The following is an 18627-nucleotide window of genomic DNA, read 5'->3' on the forward strand; positions in this document are numbered from 1 at the left end:
ACCAGGGTCACAATGACAGGCATGCTCAATCCCATCTGGCTCAAGACCTTCGCGACAGTCGCGGCCTGCCATAGCTTCACTGAGGCGGGGCGGCAACTCGACCTCACGCAGTCGAGCGTTAGCGAACACATCCGCCGGCTCGAACAGAGCGTCGGGCGGCGCCTGTTCGTTCGCGACACCCATTCGCTCGCGATGACTCCGGACGGCGAGGCCATGCTCGCGCACGCCAGCGTGATCCTGCAAGCGCTCGCGCGGGCCGAATCGCAGTTTCGCGCGCCGCGCCTGAAAGGGCGCGTGCGACTCGGTTCATCGGACGACGTCGCGCTCGGGCCGCTGCCTACGGTGCTGGCGGCGTTTCGCGACGCGCATCCCGATGTCGAACTGGAAATCACGATCGGCATGACCGGCAAGCTGTATGAGTTGCTGGACGCCGGCTCGATCGATCTGCTGGTCGGCAAGCGCCGTCTGGGTGACCGGCGCGGCGTGCCGCTGTTCACGGGGCGGCTGGAGTGGCTGGCGCGCACCGGCACGCTGGTCGATCTTAGCCAGCCGTTGCCGCTGATTCTGGTCGCGGAGCCGAGCGTGACGCGGGCGGTGGTGCTCGACGCGCTCGCCGAAACCGGTTTTAGCTGGCAGGTGGTGTGTACGAGCAGCAGTCACTCGGGCTGCATTGCGGCTGCGCGCGGTGGGCTCGGTATCACGGTTCGGCCACAGTATCTGGCCGCGCGGGGCCTGACACCGCCGCTCAACGCGGCCAGTCTGCCGACACTGCCCTCGGTGGAATTCATCGCGCTGGCCGCCAAACGGCTGAGCCGTCCGGCGGGCACGTTGCTGCAATTGCTGCACGACAGCGATTTGCGCGGCTCGTGGATTGGTGAATGAAACCGCGCGAGAGTGGCTAGCCTGACCCGAGGCGCAGTCCGCACTTAAGCGGGCAAGGCCGCCGCTAACGCGTCAAACTCCACACCCCACGCCGCGCGCCATGCGTGGCGCGTTGCATCGTCGACCCATGCGCCGTCGATGCCGTTCAACATGAACTGCCGCAACTCGGCGATGCTGAAGCCGAAGTGACTGTACATCAATTGCCATGCTTCGCTTGGCGTCACTTTGTGCAGCGTCGGGTCGTCGGTGTTCGGGTGAATTTTCAGGCCCAGACCCGGCATGCGCCGCATTGGATGCTGTTCGGCCCAGACTTCCGGGGCGAGTGTGCGCAAATAGTAGGAGTTGGTCGGCACCACGGTGAACACGATGCCGCGTTCCGCGTATTGGGCCGCCAACTGCGGGTTGTCGACGATCGTATAGCCATGATCGATCCGGTCGCAGTGCAGCAGGTCGACGGCCGTCTCGACATTGCGCCACGGCATGCCGAATTCGCCCGCATGCGCGGTGGTTTTGAAGCCGGCGTTGCGCGCATTGCGGTACGCCTTCCAGAACAACTCAGGCGGCCGGTCGTTCTCGCGGTAGTCGATGCCGAGGCCCGCTACTTCGTCCGCGCGATGCGCGCACATCCAGTCGACCAGCGCGACCGCTTCGTCGGGATCGGCTTCGCGGTCGATGCTCGGGATCAGTCGCGCGCTGATGCCAAAGTCGAGTGCGGCGTCGCGAATCGCGGTGACGATGGCCGCTTGCGCATCCGCATAGGGAATCTTCGAGACGCGCACCGTGCCGGTAGGATTCCAGAAGAATTCGCTATGACGCACCTGGTGTGCGGCGGCATCGGCGAGATATTCGTAGGCGATGCGATGCAGGTCGTCCGCATGCGTGAGCAGATGCTCGTCGAGCGCGCGCAGCACACGCAGCACGCCGAGGGGCTTTTCGCCGCGAGTATAGAACGCGTCGATCTCTTCGCGGTCGATCGGCGCGTGGCTCTTTTCAGCGAGCGCGATAAAGGTCTCGTGACGCACCGCGCCCAGCAGGTGGCAATGCAATTCGACCTTCGGCAGGGCGGTGAAGAAGGCGCGATGGGCATCGGTGAGCGTAATGCCAAGGCGCGATGCGGGCACGTTGCCCAATGTCTCTTTCATGTCGGTATGGTTTTCGGTAGTGCGTAAAACTCGACGCTAATTCAGTTTAGTGCGAATGCAGGATAACAATGTGCAGCAAAGTCGGGTAACAAAGTTGCTAAGGTGCAAATCTCAATGCGGCTTGACCACGGTATAGAAGTAATAGCCGAGCGGCACGGCCAGCACATAGAGGCCCCACGGTACTTCACGGAAACGTCCGGCGAGCAGCTTGACGAGCACATAGCAGAGCAGACCGCCCGCAATGCCGGTGCCGAAACTGTTCGACATCAACGTGAGCAGCACCATCGAAAGAACGGGCAGCGAGTCGCTGAAGTCGTCGAAATGCGTATGGCGAATCGTGCTGAACATCGATAGTCCGATCAGGATCAACGCGGGCGCGGTGGCTTCTTTCGGAATGGCCAGCGCGACCGGCACGAACAACAGCATCAGTGCGAACATCGCGGCGGCCGCGAGCGAAGAAAGGCCCGTACGTCCACCCGCTTCAACACCTGCCGCGGATTCCACAAGCGCCGTGAGCGCTGGAATGCCGAACACCGGACCGAGCGTCGCCGCAATCGAATCGACGAGAAACGGGCGGTTGATATTCGGCAGATTCGCGTTTTCGTCGAGCAGATCCGCTTTGGCGCCGACTGCGAGCGTGGTGCCGAGCGTCGAGAAAAACTCCGCCGCGAAGAACACGAACAGATACGGAATGGCGGCCACGCTCAAGGCGCTCGCAATGTCGAGCTTGAACGCAATCGGCGCGATGCTATGCGGCCACGACAGAAACGACGCGGGCATATGCGTGACGCCGAGCGGCACACCGGTAGCGGCCGCAATCAGGATCGCCCACAAAATCGCGCCGGGTACGCGGCGGCCCTGCAGCACGACAGCCGCGCCAAGGCCGATCAAGGCGACCAGGGTGCCGGGCCGCGAGAAATCGCCGAGCGCGAGCGCATTGGTTTTCGCGTTGGCGACCACCATCCCCGCATTACGGAAGCCGAGCACCGCGATGAACAAGCCGATCGAGGCGCCAAGCCCAAGCTTGATTTGCGCCGGAATCAGCCGCACCACGAGACTGCGCGCGCCCACCAGCGTCAGGATCAGAAACAGCACGCCGGACACGAAGGCGATGCCGAGGCCCGTCTGCCACGCGACATGCTCGCCTGCGAGCGTAATGCCGAGAATCACCGAGCCGCCGATGCCGGGCCCCACCAGAAACGGCAGATTCGCATACAGCGCCATCAGCACCGTGCTCAGCACGAACACCAGAATCGTTGCGGTCGTCGCCGCGCCGCGATCCATGCCGCCCGCCGACAGCAGCGACGGAATCACCACCAGCAGATAGGCGGCCGCCAGAAACGACGTGATGCCGGCGATCGTTTCGATACGCACGCTGGTCTTGCGTTCGACGAGTGCGAAACGCCGTTCGAGCCAGCCGTCGCGCGCTGCGGGTGCCAGGTTGTTTGCTGTCGGCATTGAAGATTCGTTATTGATCAATTGATTCATCCTGTAACCACGCCATTTATACTGCTGCGCATTGCGTCGATGCATTGCTCTCCATGACCGACCGTTCGTCCCTCTTGCCCGCGCTCACGCTGCGGCAAATCCAGTACTTCGTGACGCTTGCGCATGCACGCAGCTTCACGCAGGCCGCGCAGTCGCTCGCCTTGACGCAGCCCGCGCTGACCGCAGCGATCCGGCAGATCGAGTTCCTGCTCGGCGGCCCGTTGTTCGCGCGCTCCGCGCATCGTCTGACGCTCACGCATGCGGGCGCCAGCGTGTTGCCGCTCGCGGAGCGTCTGCTCAATCAGGCGCGCGGTACCTTCGACGATATGGCGAGCACCTTCGCCGAACGCGTGCAGACGGTGCGCATCGGACTGATTCCGTCGGCTGCGGCGCGCCTGTTGCCCGCGCTCGCCTTGTTGCGCGCACAACAACCGTCGCTGCGTTTCACGCTGAACGACATGCCGAACACCGCCTTGATTGATGCCGTGCGCCAGGGGGCAGTCGATTTCGGCGTGGGTGTGCACGAACCCGATGCGACCGCGGCGGACAACGACGGCGAAGCCGCGTTGCGCTACGAGGATCTGTTCGAGGATCAGATCGTGGTGGTGGTGCGGCGCGACGATCCGCTCGCGCAGAAAAAGAGCCTCGCGTGGGCAAAGCTGGTGGGCCGCGACCTCGCGGTGTTCGTGCGCGGTAGTGTCAGCGATGCATTGCAGCGCACCGGCGGGGCCGAAGGTCTGCAACTGACGGTCGCCTACCGCGTCGAGTACACGGAGCCGTTGTACGAACTCGTGCGCAACCGTCTGGCGATTGCAGTGCTGCCCAGTCTCTACACCATGCATCTGCACGACACGGAACTGATCGCGTTGCGCCTCGACAAGCCGCGCGTCACCCGTTCGATCGCACTGATTTCGCTCGCCGGCGACGACCGCGGCCCGCACGTGCGTGCTTGCCGCGAATGGCTCGCCGCGCATATCTGACGCAACGCGTGCGGTATGCATGACCGTTACCAAGCCTTTCACGGGTTCACGCGTTCGCCGCTTCACGGCAGTGTGGCGAGCCGTGCGCGCAAGGCGGCATAAAAACCGTCCGCGTCGACTTCGGTGATCCAGGTCGCGTTCGGCTTGCGGCCGCTGTGTCCGCTCCAGTCCACTACGGTTTCACCGAGCGTCCATTCGCCGACTGTCTCGATCATCACGTTGACCTCGCGTCCCTTGAACAGGGACGGCTCGATCAGGTAGCCGGTCGCGCAGGGGTCGTACATGGGCGCTTCTTCAATGCCCCGGCGTCCCTTCTGATACGCGACTTCCGCGGCCATGATGTCGGCGGCCATGGTGCCGCAGCGATTGCCGAGCGCGCGAATCGGCGCGATCCGGGCCGGCGTGATCGGTGCTTTCACGGCGACGTCGCGCGGCAGCACGACGATCGGTACACCGCTCGCAAACACGACTTGCGCGGCCTGCGGGTCGACATAGATGTTGAACTCGGCCGCGGGCGTGATGTTGCCGCGCTCGAAGAAGGCGCCGCCCATCAGCACGATTTCGCGGATGCCGTTGCGGATCTCCGGTGCTTCGGCGAACGCGGTAGCGAGGTTGGTCAACGGCCCGAGCGCGCACAGCGTCACGCTATGCGGCGGCGCCGCGCGCAAGGTGTCGATGAGGAAGGCGACCGCATGCTGCGACGCGAGAGGCGCGAGCGGTTCATGCAGCGGCACACCTTCGAGACCGGTCTTGCCGTGCACGTTGGCGGCCGTGATCAGTTCGCGCGTGAGCGGACTCGGGCAGCCGGCATAGACCGGCAGCGATTGCGACTGCTCGGCCCAGTCACGCACGATGCGCGCGTTGCGTTCGGTGAGGTTCAGTGGCACGTTGCCCGCGACCGTTGTGATCGCGCGCACGTCGAGCCGATCGCTCGCGCCGAGGGCGAACAGGATCGCAATCGCGTCGTCCTGACCGGGATCGCAATCGATGATCACGCTGCGGCGCGTGCCGCTTTGCAAGGCGGGGGCGCTCGAAGAGGACGTGCCACTGGCCGCGTCAGCCGCTCCGGCAACACCTGAAGCGGCGGCCAGCATCGGCCACGCCGATGCACCCGCAGCGAGTCCCATGGCCGTGCGCAAAAACGCGCGCCGGTCCTGCGTTGGATCGAAGGCGTTCATCATCGTTAGAATACGTGGCGCATGCCGACCGTCGTGATCATTTGACGGATGCCGGTGGATTGCGCATAGGCAAAAATCTGCGCGTGTTGCGCGTCGCCAGCAGCTTGCTGCGCGATCACCGTCAGCGCGACGTCGGTGCGTTTCGACAGGAAATAGTCGGCTTGCAGATTGACCTGATGCCATTTGGGGCTCGTGTTGATCACATCGTATTTGCCGTCAGTGAAGGCATACGCTGCGCCGAGAACGAGCGCGGGCGTCACGTGGTAGTTCAGGTTCAGGTTGTAGTTCTGCAAATGCAGATGCGAACCGTCGAGATAATCGTAGCGGACATCGGTGAAGAGCGCTGCAAATTGCGCAGGGCCGACCGTATAGAAGCCACCCGTGCCGAAGATGCGCTGCTTGCTCGCGTACGCGGCCGGATGCAGTGCGCTCTTCGCGAAGATAAGTAGCGACGACGCATAGTCGTTCGAAATCGCGCCGTCCGGATTGGTCGCGCTAAACGGGTGGTTGTACTGCGCGTAGACCACGCTCCACTTCAGGGGGCCGTTCTCGTAACCGGCACCGAAGCTGTACGCATTGTTGTTGGCGAAACCGGTGGCGTTGCTGAAACCGTACTCGGCGGTGGCCTTCAGGCCGTGATAGTCGGGCGTCACGTATTTCACCGCATTCTGCACGCGGATATCGTTATAGCCGTTGTCGTTGTCGCCGATGTTCACGCCGTTGCTCGCGATGATCACCGGGCCGACGTAGTCGTGCACCGTGTCGTACTGACGGCCGAAGGTCAACGTACCGTACGTCTTGCTGGCGAGCCCGACGAACGCCTGCCGGCCGAATTCGCGGCCGTTTTGCGACGCGGTGCCGGTCATCACGTTGAAGCCGTTTTCCAGCTGGAAGATCGCGGTCGTGCCGCCGCCCAGATCTTCGACGCCCTTCAAACCCCAGCGCGGGTTCTGGTTGGTCCCCGAGAGTGCCTGCCACGCGTTCTTGCCGCCCTGATTCGTCGCATAGCCGACGCCCGCCGAAATCAGGCCATACAGCGTCACGCTGCTTTGCGCATGGGCGGCGCTGGAGAGCGCGCCGGCAATCGCGAGAGGGGCGAACTTGAGTAGTTTCATCGTGGTCCAGTAGCGGGAAAGGAGGGCGCCGAGCCTAGGGCGCATTCGAACTGGGCTCGACTATACGAAGCCGTCGGCTATAAAAATAATGTTGTTTTCTTATAGTTCCATAAATTTAATCTATTCAACGAGGTCTCCGTGCGCCGCCGGCGGTCCGAGGCCTGCTGAACTCAAGCGTCCTTATCGCCTGTAATGGCATCGTTGCCGGGCTTCGGGCGATTCTGTATGGTGGATCATCGATCTACCCCATGAGACTCCGAATGACGTCCGCAACAGACCCGCTTTTGCAACCGATTCGTTCCGATGTCCTGATTGTCGGCGCCGGGCCTGTCGGCCTTTTTGCCGCTTTCGAAGCCGGTGTAATCGGCCTGTCGTGCCAGATCGTCGATGGGCTCGGCAAGGTGGGCGGGCAGTGCATCGAGCTCTATCCGGACAAGCCGATCTACGACATTCCCGCAATTCCTTCGTGTACCGCGCGCGAACTGGTCGAGCGTTTGATGGCGCAATGCAAGCCGTTCGATGTGCCCATCCATCTCGAGCAACGGGTCGAGTCGGTCGAGCAGCGCGACGATGGACGCTGGACCGTGTGCACCGACCGCGGCCTCGTATTCGACGTGGCGGCGATTCTGCTTGCCGCCGGCAATGGCGCGTTCGTGCCGCAAAAACTGCCGCTCGCGGAAGCCGTGCCGCTGGAGTCGCGTCACGTGCACTACAGCGTGCAACGTCTCGCCGATTTCGCCGGCAAGACGGTGGTGGTGGCCGGCGGCGGCGATTCAGCGCTCGACTGGGCGCTGGCACTGCGCAAGGTCGCGCGGCGCGTAACGCTGGTGCATCGTCGCAACGGCTTCAGTGCGGCGGATTCGAGCGTCGAGTCGATGCGGCGCGCGGTCGAAGCAGGGGAGATGGACTTCATCGTCGGCGCGATTTCGGGGCTCAACGTCGAAGGCGATACGCTGAAGTCGATCGCGCTGCGGCATATCGAAGGCGAAACGCAACTCGACACCGGGCAACTCGTCGTGCTGTACGGCCTGGTTGCCGATCTCGGGCCAATCGCGCAGTGGAATCTGTCGATCCACGGCGGCCGCGTCGATGTGGATACGTCCAACTATGAAAGCTCGCGGCCCGGCATTTTCGCGGTCGGCGACATCGCCAACTATCCAAACAAGCAGAAGCTGATTCTGTCCGGTTTTCACGAGGCGTCGCTGGCGCTGCGCAAGGCATACGCGTACGCCTATCCGGAGAAGAAGCGGGTGCACGTCCATTCCAGTTACGACGCGAAGCTGGCGGAAAAGGTTGGCGCGGCGGTCTGACGGCGGGCTATATCGTCCAGCCGGCGCGGGAGGCCGTCCTCCGCGGTCCGCCCTGCGAACATCGGCCCACGCGCAATGGATTCGTCCGCACATACTTGTCGTCCCGTCTTGCATTCATGAATCTGACTTCTACAAATTTAAATTTGACAGTATCTGACTATGCAGATATATTGATTGCAACCAACAAGGAGCTGCGCATGGATCACTACACGCCGGAGAGTTTCGGTCTGACAAACAGTGTGGGGTTCGCCATCAACAAGGCGCGCAACGTGTTGATTACGGAAATGGACGCCGCGCTTAAAGATCTGGATATCACCAGCCAGCAAATGGGCATCCTGCTGTCGTTGCGTCAGGACATTGCGACCACGCCGTTCGAGTTGTCCAAACATCTCGGTATCGACACGGGTTTGATGACACGCATGCTCGACAAGCTCGAGACCAAAGGTCTGCTGGAGCGCTCGCGCAGTATGGAGGACCGGCGCGTCGTCAATCTGAAGTTGACGAAGGCAGGGGAGGACGTCGCCGAGCATCTTCCGCAGATTGCTCCGGCGGTGCTGAACGGGCGTTTGAGGAAATTCACCAAAGCCGAATTCGAGGAATTGCGCCGCCTGCTGAACAAGTTTCTCGAAGACTAGCAAGCAACGAGGCAAACAACGCTGCGAACGATTGCAGCCATTTTTTTACCCTAATATCTGACAGGTCAGCAAATGATATTGCAGCTAAATAGGCAGGCAGCCAGGTCACGCATCGCGAAGGTGGGCGTGACGGCAATCTTCGCGGCCGTGCTGTCGGCTTGCGCGAACTACGCTGGCATCTCGAGCGACAAACAGATGGCACAGCCACAGACCTACGCGACGCAACAAAGCCTCCCCGCGGATCACGGCCATTGGCCTGCCGCCGATTGGGCCGATCAGTTCGGCGACGCGCAACTGAAGGCCTTGCTTGTGGAAGCGCTGAAGGGCAATCCGTCGATCGAACAGGCCCGGGCACGCGTTGCCGCAGCCGCTGCGTATAGCGACACGGCGAAGGCCAGCACGATGCCGCAAGTCGGCGCCACGTATTCGTTCACGCGCCAGCAGTATTCGGGCACGGCGCTGGTGCCGCCGCCGTTTGGCGGTTCATGGCAATCGGAGAACAAAGGCCTGTTATCCGCTTCCTACGATCTGGACTTGTGGGGCAAGAATCGCGAAGCACTCAAGGCCTCGTTGTCTCAACTGCAGGCGAGCGAGGCGGATGCCGAAGTCGTCAGGCTGTCGCTGACGTCCGCAACGGCACGGGCCTATAACCAGCTCGCCCGTCTGTACGCGTTACGCGACATCGCGCAGCAGGAAATCACGCAGCGCGAGCAGATCGACCGCATCACCGCCGGCCGCATCGCAACAGGTCTCGATACCCAGGTCGAACGCAAGACCGCGCAAGCGAACCTCGCCACCAGTCGCGCTACGTTGGCATCGCTCGACGGCAGCATCCTCACCACCCGTTATCAACTGGCCGCATTGCTTGGCGCCGGCCCGGACCGTGGCCTCACGATTGCGCGCCCAACGCTCGGGATCGGCGACGAAGTACGTCTGCCGGATAACCTGCCTGCCGACCTGGTGAGCCGCCGCCCGGATCTGGTCGCTGCCAGATGGCGCGTCGACGCGCTCACGCATGACGTGAAGGAAGCCAAGGCCGAGTTCTATCCCGACATCAACCTAAGTGCGGCTATCGGTCTCGACGCGTTTGGCTTCGGCCGCTTCCTGACCGCAGCGAGCCGCACGGCGTCGGTCGGTCCCGCGATCCATCTGCCGATCTTCGACGGCGGTCAGTTGCGCGCGCAACTAAAGGGCCGGTATGCCGATTTCGACTACGCCGTCGCGACGTATAACCAGACGCTCGTCACCGCGCTGTCCGAAGTCGCGACGCAACTCGCGCAAATCCGTTCGACCGACGAGCAACTCGGCGACGCGCAAGCCGCCCAGGAAGCCGCCCGCGGTGCCGATCAGTTGGCGCTCACGCAGTACAAGGCCGGTCTTGCGAATCAGCTAACGGTACTGAATGCCGACACCACGGCGCTCGCCGCCGACCAGCAGGTCGCGAATCTGAAGATGAACCGGCGCGATCAGCAAATTGCTCTGGCTGCCGCACTGGGCGGTGGCTATACCGACAGCGCTGATTCGCGCGCACAGGGCAGCGTGGCCGCGTCGGCAACCTCGGCCAGTTCGGCAGTACAAACCAACCCCGTCGTCGCCACCCGCTAAGACGCCATCGCGACGCTTTCACTTTCTGTCAGGACCCACAAAATGAGCGATACGATCACCACCAACCGCGAGACGGCGGACGCGGACCAAGCCAAGCAGGTGACGGCGCCTGCGAAGCGCAAGCTGCTGCTCGCCTTGCTGGCCGCCACAGTAGTGTTGGCCGGCGCGGGCTACGGCGCCTACTACATCACTAACGGTCAATATCATCAGTCGACCGACGATGCCTACGTCAACGGCAATCTCGTGCAGTTGACGCCGCAAGTGAGCGGCACCGTGGTGGCAGTGAACGCCGACGACACGCAGATCGTCAAGCAGGGCGCACCGGTCGTGACGCTCGATAACGCCGACGCGAAAGTCGCGCTGTCGAACGCCGAAGCGACGCTCGGCCAGACCGTGAGACAGGTCAGTGGCCTCTACGTGAACAACGACTTCTACGCCGCGACCATCGCGCAACGTCAGTCCGATCTCGCGCGCGCCGAAGACGACCTCAAGCGCCGCCAGGCCGTTGCCGAAACGGGCGCGGTATCCGGTGAGGACATCGCTCATGCGCGCGACGCCGTCAGCTCCGCGCAAGCCGCGCTCGACGCCGCTCGCCAGCAGGCCGCGGCCAATCACGCGCTGACCGATCGCACGTCGGTCGAACAGCACCCGAACGTGCAGGCCGCCGCCTCGAAAGTGCGCGACGCGTACCTGAATTACGCACGCAACACCTTGCCTGCACCGGTGACAGGTTATGTGGCGCGCCGCTCGGTGCAGGTCGGTCAACGCGTGGCACCGGGCACGCCGTTGATGGCGATCGTGCCGCTCGACGGCGTGTGGGTCGATGCGAACTTCAAGGAAGGCCAATTGAAGCACATGCGCATCGGCCAACCGGTCACGCTGACTGCCGACGTGTATGGGTCGAGCGTCAAGTATCACGGCCACGTAGTGGGTTTTTCGGCGGGCACGGGGGCCGCATTCGCTGTGTTGCCCGCGCAGAATGCGACCGGCAACTGGATCAAGGTGGTACAGCGCCTCCCGGCGCGAATCCAGCTTGACCAGAACGAACTGAACGCTCATCCGCTGCGGATCGGCTTGTCGATGCAAGTCGATGTCGAAACGCGCGACGAGTCAGGCACCCAACTGGGCGCGGCAACCAACACCACTTATCGCACGGACGTGTTCGCCCAGTACGGCGCTGACGCCGATGCCGAAATCGCCAGGATCATCGCGCAGAACATGCCATCGGCACGTGCTGTAGCGGCAAGCGCGACACCAAAGAACGCAGCACGGATAGCAGGTTGAACGGACGATCTCCTGACGCCCGTTTTTTTAACCGATTAGCTGACAAGTCAGGCATTAGCCTTCTTCCATAGGTGATGAAATGAATGGTTCGCCCAATTCCGCCACGCTCCCGCCTCTGACCGGCGGCAAGCTCGTGCTGGCGACGCTTGCCGTGGCATTGGCCACGTTTATGAACGTGCTTGATTCGTCGATTGCGAACGTCGCGATTCCGACCATTGCGGGCAATCTTGGTGTGTCGGTGGACGAGGGGACGTGGGTGATTACGCTGTTCGCCGCGGCCAACGCGATTGCGATTCCGTTGACGGGTTGGCTCACGCAGCGCGTCGGGCAAATCAAACTGTTCGTGTGGGCAATTCTGTTGTTCGTACTCTCGTCGTGGTTGTGCGGCATTGCGCCGACTCTGCCGGTACTGCTCGCGGCGCGGATCGTGCAGGGTGCGGTGGCGGGTCCGTTGATTCCGCTGTCGCAGGCGATTCTGCTCGGCTCGTATCCGCGGGAAAAGAGCTCGCACGCTTTGGCGTTGTGGGCCATGACAGCGACGGTCGGCCCGATCGCCGGCCCGGCGCTCGGCGGCTGGATTACCGATAGCTACTCGTGGTCATGGATCTTCTACATCAATATTCCTGTAGGCATCTTTGCAGCAGGCGTGACGTGGGCGATCTACCGCACGCGCGAAACCCCGACCAAACGCTTGCCGATCGACAAGGTGGGGCTGCTCTCGCTGATCGCATGGGTGGGCTCCCTGCAGATCATGCTCGACAAGGGCAAGGACCTGGACTGGTTCAATTCGCCTGTGATTGTCGCGCTGACCGTATTCGCGGCGATGAGCTTTGTGTTCTTTCTGATCTGGGAGCTGACCGAGAAGAATCCGATCGTCGACTTGCGATTGTTCGGAGGGCGTAATTTTCTGGGTGGCACGATTGCGATTTCGGTGGCCTACGCGGTGTTTTTCTCGAACCTTGTCCTGTTGCCGCAATGGATGCAGGAGTACTTGAGCTACCGGTCGGTGGACGCCGGTCTGGCTACCGCACCGCTTGGCATCTTTGCCGTGATTCTCGCGCCGGTGATGGCGAAGATCATGCCGAAATCGGATGCGCGAGTATTGGCGACGCTGGCGTTTCTTGGGTTTGCCGGCGTGTTTTTCATGCGCTCGCATTACACGACTGGTGTGGATACGTGGACCCTGGTTTTACCGACTCTGCTGCAAGGTATTCCGACTGCATTGTTCTTTGTGCCGCTGACGGCGATCATTCTTTCCGGCCTCACTCCCGACAAGATTCCGGCCGCTGCGGGATTATCGAATTTCGCCCGGGTGTTTGCCGGGGCAGTGGGAACGTCGCTTGCTACTACGGGTTGGAATGACCGTACGATCTTGCATCATGCGAGGCTGGCCGAGCAAACGAGTGTGAACAATCCAACGTTCACTTCCGCTCTGGACGCCGTGCAAGCGTCGCTGGGCGGAAGCGGTTCTCAGGCGATGGCGTTCTTCGAACAGTCGATGAATACGCAGGCAGCGATGCTCGGTCTGAACGATATTTTCTGGCTTTCAGCCGTGATTTTCGTGGTGATCATTCCGTTGATCTGGGTGACGAAGCCGGACAAGGCGAGTGCGGCAGCGGCGGCTGGTGCCGGGGGGCATTGAGGGTCGGAGTTTCTGCGGCGTGGTCGTGGTTTGATCGAGCCTGCTGACGTTGTCCAATGAGGCTGGGTCATGAGCGAAATATGGAAGTGAGCCGGTGTATGCTGCCTGAACATATCAATAGACGCTTTTCACCATGAACAAGACTGATGTCCCCCCCGCAGGCGACAACGGCGAGACCGCTGACGAGCCGCGCGTGCTCCACGCGAACACGCCCGCCGAGGTCGATTACGGGGCGCTGGTCCAGTCGATTGAAGACTACGCAATCTTCCTGCTGGATCCGACCGGACGTATCGTCAGCTGGAATGCCGGCGCGCAAAAACTGAAGGGCTACGCGGCGCGCGAAATCATCGGCGAGCACTTCTCGCGTTTCTACCCTGCCGAAGCCGTGGCGCGCGGCTGGCCCGCTTACGAGTTGCAGCAGGCAGCGCTGACTGGCCGCTTCGAGGACGAAGGCTGGCGGGTTCGCAAAGACGGCACGACCTTCTGGTGCAACGTGGTCATCACGGCGGTGCGCGACGAGGCGGGTGTGCTGACCGGCTTCGCCAAAATTACCCGCGATCTGACCACCCAGCGCGCGTTTGTGGAAGCGTTGCGGCAGAGCGAGGAACGCTTCCGTCTGTTGGTCGACAACGTGAAAGACTACGCGATTTTCATGCTCGATCCGGACGGCTATGTGGTGAGTTGGAACGCAGGCGCCGCGCGCATCAAAGGCTATACGCGCGACGAAATCATCGGCCAGCATTTCTCGAACTTCTACACGCGCGAAGAAGCAGCGGCCGGCAAGCCCGCGCGCGAACTGGCGATCGCGAGGCAGCTCGGCCGTGTCGAAGACGAGGGCTGGCGCGTGCGCAAGGACGGCACGACCTTCTGGGCCAACGTCAACATCACCGCCGTCTATGACGAATCGAACCGGTTGCGTGGTTTCGCCAAGGTCACGCGCGATCTGACCGAGCGCCGTGAGCGCGAAGAGCTGGAGCGCTCCGGCGAGCGCATGCGCAAGTTTCTCGCGACCCTCGCCCACGAGTTGCGCAATCCGCTTGCACCGGTGCGCAACGCGATCGGCGTGATGCAACTCGAAGCGGGCATGAGTCCAACGCTGGCGCGCTCGCGCGATCTGATCGACCGCCAGGTCACGCACCTCACGCGTCTCGTCGACGATCTGCTCGACGTCGGCCGCATCATGTCGGACAAGGTCGAGTTGCGCCTCGCGCGTGTCGATCTGGCCGAAGTGGTGGCGCGTGCGATCGAAGCGGCACGGCCGTTTACCGATGCGCGGGAACAGAGCGTGGGGACGCATATGCCGGTCGAGCCGCTGATCGTGCACGGCGACACGACGCGGCTCGTGCAGGTGCTGCAAAACCTGCTGCATAACGCGTCGAAGTTTTCGCCGCCTGGCAGCCGCGTCGAGATCTTCGGACGTGTCGATCATCAGATGGCTGTGCTGGAAGTGCGCGATCGTGGCCGCGGCATTCCGGTACGTTCGCTCGATTCGATCTTCGAGTTGTTCGCGCAGGAAAAGGAAGGGCAAAGCCTCGGCGAAGGTGGTCTCGGCATCGGCCTTACATTGTGCAAATCGCTGGTCGAATTGCATGGCGGAAGCATCATCGCGAGCAGCGAGGGAGTGGGGTGCGGCAGCTCGTTCACGCTCAGTTTGCCGTTTGCCGCAGCGCTCCCCGCAGAGCAGGCTGATCAGGCCGGCGTGGCGGGAAACGCGGTGTCTGCGTTGCGTATTCTGTTGGTGGACGACAATCGCGACTCCGCCGACAGCCTCGCCATGCTGCTCGAACTCAAAGGCCACGAAGTCCGCATTGCCTACGACGGCCAGCAGGCACTCGCCGTTGCGCCGCGCCTCGCGCCCCACCTTGCCTTGATCGACCTTGCGATGCCCAGAATGGACGGTTACGCGACGCTCGAGGCGTTGCGCGCGATGCCCGCTCTGTCCGACACGGTGTTCGCCGCCATGACCGGCTTCGGTCACTCAAGCGATCGCGAACGTACGCAATCGGCGGGATTTCACGCCCATCTCGTCAAGCCGGTGGAACTCGCGCTATTCGAAGCGTTGCTGGAGCAGGCGGAAACGCGGCGCCGGCCGTGCGGTTCCGGCTAGCCGTCAACGCGCGCTTCCTGACTGGATAAACGCGGGCGCTAGCCTCGACCGCCTCGCGAGATCTCTTCACCCGCGCGATGCGGCATGCGCAGCGTGACCGGAATCGACGCGAACGAGCACAGGCCCACCACCAGAAACGCGGGCCAGAAATCCGACCACATGATGCCCGGATGTCCGTGCAGCACGCGCGAAATCTGCAGCACGATACCGCCCACCGTCACGCCCAGACCGAGCGACATCTGCTGCACGACGCTGCCGAGACTCGTCGCGCGCCCCACGTCGCGGCTGGCGATTTCCGCGTAAGTCAGCGAGTTGAGACTCGTGAATTGCAGCGCGGGGAAGAAGCCGCCGAGCAACACGACGAACCAGATGATCCAGGTCGGCGTGCCGGGGAAAAACAGTCCGCACGCCGCGATCGCAATCCCTGACAGCGCCGCGTTCACCACCAGCACCGAACGGAAGCCGAAGCGATGCAGCACGCGCGAGGCGAAGGTGCGCATGAACATGCCGCCGAACGCGGACGCGCAGGTAATCAGGCCGGACTCGAACGCGCTCATGCCGTGTCCTTCCTGCAGCATCAGCGGCAGCAGAAAGGGCAGCGCACCGAGGCCGATGCGAAACAGCGAGCCGCCGAGCACGCTCGCCTGAAAAGTCGGTACCTTGAAGAAGCGCAGATCGAGCAACGGCAATTTGACGCGCTGTGCGTACGCGACGTAGACCACCAGCAGCGCAGCACCGCTCGCGCACATGCCGAACGCGTCCCGATTCGACATGAGTTCGCCGCCGACTAGCGACAGTCCGAGCAGAAGCAGCACCGCGCCGGCCGCCGACAGAAAAAAGCCGATCCAGTCGAGCGGTCCGGGATCCGGTTCACGCGTGTTGGCGATATACCGGTTGGCCAGATAGATACCCAAAATGCCGATCGGCACATTGATGAAGAAGATCAGGCGCCAGTGCAGATAGGTGGTGATGAAGCCGCCGAGCAGCGGTCCGGCTGCCGGCCCGAGCAGCGCCGGGACGCTCAGATAGTTCATCGCGCGGATGAAGTCGGACTTGTGGACCACGCGAAAGATGATGATCCGCCCGACCGGCACCATCATCGCGCCGCCGACGCCTTGCACGAAACGGGCGAGGGTGAAGGTGGCAAGCGAGTTCGACGCGGCGCACAGGAGCGAGCCGGTCACGAAGATGCCGATCGCGGTGCGGAAAATCGTCCGCGCACCGAAGCGGTCCGCAAGCCAGCCGCACACCGGGATAAACACACCTAGACCGAGCACGTAGCTCGTCACCGCGATTTTCAGTGTGACCGGATCGCGCCCGAAGTCGCGCGCCATGACCGGCAAGGCGGTGACGATCACATTCGCATCGACGCTTTCCATGAACATCGCACATGCGACGATAAGGGGCGCAATCAGGGCTTTCTGAACGACGGTCATGAGGGGCGGGCGATCTGCGGCGGGAGGTCGCAGGCAAAGGCGACATTATTGCACCTGTACGGTGCGGATGGTTAATAGTGCAGCGCCTGATGCTGCCCCTTTTCGAGACTGCGGGGATCTCGGATGTGGCCGTCCCACAACATGCCGGCGACATTTTTGATATTTGTTGCGGTGCGGCATGAGAGAGCTATAATCGGGTTATTGCCTAGGTATAAACCCTATACAGGAGTCCACCATGAACACCGCTTCCAACGCCGCTGCTGTCCGCACTGCACCCGCCGCTAACACCTGGCTGGGCAAGCTCCGCGCACTGGCTCTGCATGCACTGAACCTGCATTTGCAAAACTGCGCTGTGATCGCTGAAGCGCATCGCCGTCCGCAGTAAGCATCGGGAAGCGCCAGTGTCAGCACGGGCGCTGCAAAGTAAGGCGGGGCGCACGCATGCGCAGCGCCAGTTGCCGGATCGCACGCTTGCATAGCCGGGCTGCCGCCAAGTCACCGACCGTGGCAAGCAACCGGCGGTTTTGACCGTATCTTTTAGCGGCTCGGGATCTCGAACACCAGACAGGTCGTCGTGGCATGCGCGTAGAGCGTGCCGTCGGGGCCGACGAGGCGAGCTTCCGCCGTGGCCAGTTGCCGTCCGCAATGAATCACCTTGCCTTCGGCGCGCACGCGTTGCACGCGCGGCGTCACGGCTTTCACGTAATTCACGCTCAGCTCGGCGGTCGTGTAGCCGCGGCCCGGCGCCATCATCGTGTGCACCGAGCAGCCTAGCGCGGAATCGAGCAAGGTGGCGATCCAGCCGCCGTGCACGGTTCCGAGTGGATTCAGATGCTGCGCGAGGGGCGTGCCCTGAAAGACCGCTTGCCCGGCACTGACTTCGACGATCGTAAAGTCGAGCGTGCGCGCAATCGGGGCGTAGGGCAGCTCCGCGTTCATCATCGCCTGCATGACTTCCAGGCCGGTCTTGCCCGCCACCTGTTCGGGGCTTGCGACGCCGGGGCCTGGGCCGGCGTTAAGCGTCGCCAAGACTTCCTGCTCGCGTGCGAGCCAGCGTTCGAGCTGTTGTTCGTTCGTCAATCCGTGTCTCCTGTCCTGAGGGAAGCGTGCTTCGGAATCGATGCATCGTCATCGATTAGAGCACCAAACCGCATCAGGGCGCTGGAGGGCGACCTCTGGATTGCCGGCACGCGCAGCGCCCGTGCGTTACTTCCTGATTCGCGATGCAACCACGCGCTGCACTTTGGTCGCTCGCGCGGACAACGCGCTCATCAGAAGCGCCATCGACACCAACCCGACCAGATACACACCGGCCATCACCCAATCCTGATCTGCCATCATCGTTCTCCTTCAATTGCCGCCATTTCCGCCGCAAAAAACCAACATTGCGCCGTGCTCTTGATCTCGATTACGGCACGCGAGGCGAAAATCTTGATGGAGCGAATCAGCCTTTAAAACGGTGCGCGATCGAACGATATCGACCCCATGTCGAATCTTTGTCTCGCGATCTTCAATAAGCGTTTAAAATCCAGCCCCTTGTCGAGCGTAGCGGTCCTCATCAGCACGCCAAGCCAATCGGCAATATCGACCGTTTTATCGGCCATATTGCTCTGCCATGCGCCCCGTCATGCCGCGAAGTGCGTTCAGCTTCAGTGACCGGCCCAGGTTAAAACCCGACGCATTCACTGACATTGGCTGACACTGTCAACCTTTTCAACACTTTGCCGTTATCCATTTGTAATCGCCGAAGTAAGGCGACGCCGTGACAGACGACCCGTCGCCACGACAGCTCTACGAAGGTCCGCATTGACCATGTTCCACCG

The 18627-nt window shown here is 62.5% G+C and carries 17 protein-coding genes; 9 read left to right on the forward strand and 8 right to left on the reverse strand.

Translation table 11 applies throughout. The features are described from left to right. The first annotated feature begins 21 nt into the window (after positions 1–21). Entirely contained in the window at positions 22–882 is an 861-nt protein-coding gene (locus M0D64_RS33565) for a LysR family transcriptional regulator (RefSeq protein ID WP_266260998.1), read from the forward strand. Positions 883–926: 44 nt separating this feature from the next. Here the strand turns inward: M0D64_RS33565 and add are convergent, their stop codons facing one another. Both add and M0D64_RS33575 read right to left on the reverse strand, forming a co-directional pair. Beyond that, on the reverse strand, positions 927–2024 hold the full coding sequence (add, locus tag M0D64_RS33570) for an adenosine deaminase (RefSeq protein WP_266260970.1): 1098 nt from the start codon (positions 2022–2024) through the stop codon (positions 927–929). 111 nt (positions 2025–2135) lie between these two features. Further along, on the reverse strand, positions 2136–3482 hold the full coding sequence (locus M0D64_RS33575) for an NCS2 family permease (protein ID WP_266260971.1): 1347 nt from the start codon (positions 3480–3482) through the stop codon (positions 2136–2138). A gap of 83 nt (positions 3483–3565) precedes the next feature. Between M0D64_RS33575 and M0D64_RS33580 the strand changes: the two genes are divergently transcribed. Further along, the gene (locus M0D64_RS33580; protein ID WP_266260972.1) at positions 3566–4492 is read left to right on the forward strand and encodes a LysR family transcriptional regulator; all 927 of its coding nucleotides are present in this window, start codon (positions 3566–3568) and stop codon (positions 4490–4492) included. Positions 4493–4554: 62 nt separating this feature from the next. Here the strand turns inward: M0D64_RS33580 and M0D64_RS33585 are convergent, their stop codons facing one another. Together M0D64_RS33585 and M0D64_RS33590 are read right to left on the reverse strand one after the other, a co-directional pair. Then, the gene (locus M0D64_RS33585; RefSeq protein WP_233468940.1) at positions 4555–5673 is read right to left on the reverse strand and encodes a nucleoside hydrolase; all 1119 of its coding nucleotides are present in this window, start codon (positions 5671–5673) and stop codon (positions 4555–4557) included. Positions 5674–5675: 2 nt separating this feature from the next. After that, positions 5676–6785 (reverse strand): porin, encoded by a 1110-nt coding sequence (locus M0D64_RS33590; protein ID WP_171927561.1) that lies wholly within the window; start codon positions 6783–6785, stop codon positions 5676–5678. A gap of 260 nt (positions 6786–7045) precedes the next feature. On the opposite strand from M0D64_RS33590, the gene M0D64_RS33595 reads away from it, so the two are divergent. The 6 genes from M0D64_RS33595 (at position 7046) to M0D64_RS33620 (ending at position 15368) form a co-directional block, all read left to right on the forward strand. Continuing rightward, complete coding sequence (locus tag M0D64_RS33595) at positions 7046–8095, forward strand: NAD(P)/FAD-dependent oxidoreductase (RefSeq protein WP_266260973.1); 1050 nt, start codon at positions 7046–7048, stop codon at positions 8093–8095. Between the two features lie 197 nt (positions 8096–8292). Next, positions 8293–8730 (forward strand): MarR family winged helix-turn-helix transcriptional regulator, encoded by a 438-nt coding sequence (locus M0D64_RS33600; protein WP_266260974.1) that lies wholly within the window; start codon positions 8293–8295, stop codon positions 8728–8730. 72 nt (positions 8731–8802) lie between these two features. Then, positions 8803–10335 (forward strand): efflux transporter outer membrane subunit, encoded by a 1533-nt coding sequence (locus tag M0D64_RS33605; RefSeq protein ID WP_266260975.1) that lies wholly within the window; start codon positions 8803–8805, stop codon positions 10333–10335. A gap of 42 nt (positions 10336–10377) precedes the next feature. After that, complete coding sequence (locus tag M0D64_RS33610; protein ID WP_266260976.1) at positions 10378–11619, forward strand: HlyD family efflux transporter periplasmic adaptor subunit; 1242 nt, start codon at positions 10378–10380, stop codon at positions 11617–11619. 79 nt (positions 11620–11698) lie between these two features. After that, positions 11699–13261, forward strand: coding sequence for a DHA2 family efflux MFS transporter permease subunit (locus M0D64_RS33615; RefSeq protein ID WP_266260977.1), 1563 nt, complete (start codon positions 11699–11701; stop codon positions 13259–13261). 133 nt (positions 13262–13394) lie between these two features. Then, positions 13395–15368 carry a PAS domain-containing sensor histidine kinase gene (locus M0D64_RS33620; RefSeq protein ID WP_266260978.1) on the forward strand — a complete coding sequence of 658 codons (1974 nt, stop codon included), beginning with the start codon at positions 13395–13397 and terminating at the stop codon, positions 15366–15368. Between the two features lie 38 nt (positions 15369–15406). Here the strand turns inward: M0D64_RS33620 and M0D64_RS33625 are convergent, their stop codons facing one another. After that, positions 15407–16804 (reverse strand): MFS transporter, encoded by a 1398-nt coding sequence (locus tag M0D64_RS33625; RefSeq protein ID WP_266260979.1) that lies wholly within the window; start codon positions 16802–16804, stop codon positions 15407–15409. Positions 16805–17039: 235 nt separating this feature from the next. On the opposite strand from M0D64_RS33625, the gene M0D64_RS33630 reads away from it, so the two are divergent. Then, complete coding sequence (locus M0D64_RS33630; RefSeq protein ID WP_171927554.1) at positions 17040–17189, forward strand: hypothetical protein; 150 nt, start codon at positions 17040–17042, stop codon at positions 17187–17189. 152 nt (positions 17190–17341) lie between these two features. Here the strand turns inward: M0D64_RS33630 and M0D64_RS33635 are convergent, their stop codons facing one another. The 3 genes from M0D64_RS33635 to M0D64_RS33645 all read right to left on the reverse strand — a co-directional run bounded on the left by M0D64_RS33635 (position 17342) and on the right by M0D64_RS33645 (position 18408). Beyond that, positions 17342–17884: a PaaI family thioesterase gene (locus M0D64_RS33635; RefSeq protein WP_154566647.1), complete on the reverse strand. Its 543-nt coding sequence runs from the start codon at positions 17882–17884 to the stop codon at positions 17342–17344. A 126-nt stretch (positions 17885–18010) separates the two neighbouring features. Beyond that, on the reverse strand, positions 18011–18142 hold the full coding sequence (locus tag M0D64_RS33640; RefSeq protein WP_266240653.1) for a hypothetical protein: 132 nt from the start codon (positions 18140–18142) through the stop codon (positions 18011–18013). 113 nt (positions 18143–18255) lie between these two features. Beyond that, positions 18256–18408: a hypothetical protein gene (locus tag M0D64_RS33645; RefSeq protein ID WP_154566646.1), complete on the reverse strand. Its 153-nt coding sequence runs from the start codon at positions 18406–18408 to the stop codon at positions 18256–18258. Between the last annotated feature and the right edge of the window lie 219 nt (positions 18409–18627).

Source organism: Paraburkholderia sp. WS6 (assembly GCF_030464835.1).
GTDB classification, from domain to species: domain Bacteria; phylum Pseudomonadota; class Gammaproteobacteria; order Burkholderiales; family Burkholderiaceae; genus Paraburkholderia; species Paraburkholderia madseniana.

Excerpts from the sequence above, each read along its gene's own strand:
- M0D64_RS33565 (WP_266260998.1), top strand. The coding sequence starts at position 22 with ATGCTCAATCCCATCTGGCTCAAGACCTTCGCGACAGTCGCGGCCTGC.
- add (WP_266260970.1), bottom strand. The coding sequence starts at position 2,024 with ATGAAAGAGACATTGGGCAACGTGCCCGCATCGCGCCTTGGCATTACG.
- M0D64_RS33575 (WP_266260971.1), bottom strand. The coding sequence starts at position 3,482 with ATGCCGACAGCAAACAACCTGGCACCCGCAGCGCGCGACGGCTGGCTC.
- M0D64_RS33580 (WP_266260972.1), top strand. The coding sequence starts at position 3,566 with ATGACCGACCGTTCGTCCCTCTTGCCCGCGCTCACGCTGCGGCAAATC.
- M0D64_RS33585 (WP_233468940.1), bottom strand. The coding sequence starts at position 5,673 with ATGATGAACGCCTTCGATCCAACGCAGGACCGGCGCGCGTTTTTGCGC.
- M0D64_RS33590 (WP_171927561.1), bottom strand. The coding sequence starts at position 6,785 with ATGAAACTACTCAAGTTCGCCCCTCTCGCGATTGCCGGCGCGCTCTCC.
- M0D64_RS33595 (WP_266260973.1), top strand. The coding sequence starts at position 7,046 with ATGACGTCCGCAACAGACCCGCTTTTGCAACCGATTCGTTCCGATGTC.
- M0D64_RS33600 (WP_266260974.1), top strand. The coding sequence starts at position 8,293 with ATGGATCACTACACGCCGGAGAGTTTCGGTCTGACAAACAGTGTGGGG.
- M0D64_RS33605 (WP_266260975.1), top strand. The coding sequence starts at position 8,803 with ATGATATTGCAGCTAAATAGGCAGGCAGCCAGGTCACGCATCGCGAAG.
- M0D64_RS33610 (WP_266260976.1), top strand. The coding sequence starts at position 10,378 with ATGAGCGATACGATCACCACCAACCGCGAGACGGCGGACGCGGACCAA.
- M0D64_RS33615 (WP_266260977.1), top strand. The coding sequence starts at position 11,699 with ATGAATGGTTCGCCCAATTCCGCCACGCTCCCGCCTCTGACCGGCGGC.
- M0D64_RS33620 (WP_266260978.1), top strand. The coding sequence starts at position 13,395 with ATGAACAAGACTGATGTCCCCCCCGCAGGCGACAACGGCGAGACCGCT.
- M0D64_RS33625 (WP_266260979.1), bottom strand. The coding sequence starts at position 16,804 with ATGACCGTCGTTCAGAAAGCCCTGATTGCGCCCCTTATCGTCGCATGT.
- M0D64_RS33630 (WP_171927554.1), top strand. The coding sequence starts at position 17,040 with ATGAACACCGCTTCCAACGCCGCTGCTGTCCGCACTGCACCCGCCGCT.
- M0D64_RS33640 (WP_266240653.1), bottom strand. The coding sequence starts at position 18,142 with ATGGCAGATCAGGATTGGGTGATGGCCGGTGTGTATCTGGTCGGGTTG.
- M0D64_RS33645 (WP_154566646.1), bottom strand. The coding sequence starts at position 18,408 with ATGGCCGATAAAACGGTCGATATTGCCGATTGGCTTGGCGTGCTGATG.